Annotated in this window: 2 protein-coding genes; both read right to left on the bottom strand. The window is 25.7% G+C overall.

Features of this window, described 5'->3' with window-relative positions:
• Window positions 1-125: 125 nt before the first annotated feature.
• Window positions 126-635 (bottom strand): hypothetical protein, encoded by a 510-nt coding sequence (locus FGM02_RS17845; protein WP_139959984.1) that lies wholly within the window; start codon window positions 633-635, stop codon window positions 126-128.
• Complete coding sequence (locus FGM02_RS17850) at window positions 628-1,725, bottom strand: AAA family ATPase (RefSeq protein ID WP_166461224.1); 1,098 nt, start codon at window positions 1,723-1,725, stop codon at window positions 628-630. The genes FGM02_RS17845 and FGM02_RS17850 overlap by 8 nt, the downstream gene beginning before the upstream one ends.
• Window positions 1,726-1,866: the final 141 nt, after the last annotated feature.

Below are 1,866 nucleotides of genomic sequence, written 5' to 3' on the forward strand. Positions count from 1 at the left end.
TATTTTGTGTTTTTATCTTTGTCGACCTAAAAATAATTAAATAAGTATAAGTGACACAGTAAATAAACCAAAACTTTGGGCAAACCATAAAAACCCACATTAACTTTATGCGGTGTTGGCTTGCGTTATTTTAGAAATTCTTGAACTCTAAATGTGTTTTGTGTGAAAATATGAGTGTTATTTTCATTGTATTCAATTTCTTTTAACTTGGTTCTGTTTTTTCGTTTAAATTCGTGTATTGATACTTTACGTTGAATTAATTTTATTTTTTTATTATATACTCTATTTACAGTATCTTTTATGAAAGTAGAGATACATATACCTGAATTTAATTGCTTTTGAGTTCCGTCCTTACCTAATTTTAATTCAATAACTATAGCGAATGTTTTTCCATTTTGCTCAGCGAAGATGATATAATCACATACTTTACAAACACCTGTTTCTCCTCTATTTAAAAAAGGAAAAATCCCCCCTTTAAATTCTTTCCCTAATTGAGTGTCAAATTTAAATACTATAGAATTACATCCTGAATTATCTAAAGGAATTTTCATATTTTCTTTAGGTTCTTCTAATGTATTTTCTTTAGATACAAAATCGGAGTTCAAAACATTAGTAAATAAGTCAATATTACTCATTTTTTGAAGAGTATTTAATTGAATAAAATAAATCTTCAGAAACTTCATTAAGCTTGTCAACAGTTGTATCAATAGTATTTACATCGAAACCTGTCTCAGATACATTAATTGGTTCTACTGTAACATTTCTAGATTTTATGTTTTTATAATTAAATAAATAAGCATTTACCTCTGTATAAGGTAAATTATATTCTTTTGAATATCCTAAGTTTTCGGCAATTATATTAACACCTTCTTTATCAGAAGAAGACATGATTAAATTGTTAATTTCACGGACAATGTAGTCACTATGAGTGCTAATTAATATTCTGAATCCTTTATTAATTAGTTTAGCAAAAAACTTTGTTAATAATACCTGATTATTAGGGTGGAGATTTAACTCTGGCTCGTCAATAATTATTAATTCATTTTTTGTGGCTATATATTTCAAATAAAATATTAAACTTGATAATGTCTTTACTATTGATGCTGTTAAATGAATAGGAATTTTTTTTGATTTAGCTTTATTTGATTTGAATTGTACATCACCATCTTTGGTAAGAATAACTTCTCCTTGAAGTAGTTCATTTTCTATTTCAAGAGCAAATTCATAAAACTCACTTTTAGTTTTACTATAGTTACTTAAATCTTCAGCTATTTCTAGGCCATCTCTAATAGGCATTGGGTACCTTGTGGATTTTTTTAAAAACCAATGAAAAGGATCTTTACTTTTTTTAGAACCTAGTTCTTGTGCACGTTCTAAAAACTCTTGCTTTTGAATAGATAACTCTTTACTAAACGTATATATCGAGTTTCTCTCAACAGGTAATATGTAACTTGAAGTGAATGGATGAAAAGCTATTAAAGAGTATAATCTAGAAACAAGAAATAAGTTTAACATTTCTATATTCTCTTTTTTTGCAGAATTATTTTGAAGTTTTAAATTTACAAAATTCTCGTTTTTATTTTTTGTGATTTTAACTAAAATTTCTTTTAATATAATTTCATTTTCAAATGAGATGTTTTTGATGTTTGATTTAAATTCTTCTTTACTTTCGGTTATTTTAATATCAAAACCTAAAAATAAATTATTTGCAATTTCTTCAGACACACCATACAAACTATCTAATGATTCTTTTATTTCTAAAATTTCTCTATTTCGATATTTCCAAAGTGAGTGTTTTGACCCCTATAAAACAACAGTAATCTTTTAAATTTCGTTAATTAGTTACGCTGTTAACTTTTTCATTAA

It is taken from the genome of Flavicella sediminum (assembly GCF_006381105.1).
Classification (GTDB): domain Bacteria; phylum Bacteroidota; class Bacteroidia; order Flavobacteriales; family Flavobacteriaceae; genus Flavicella; species Flavicella sediminum.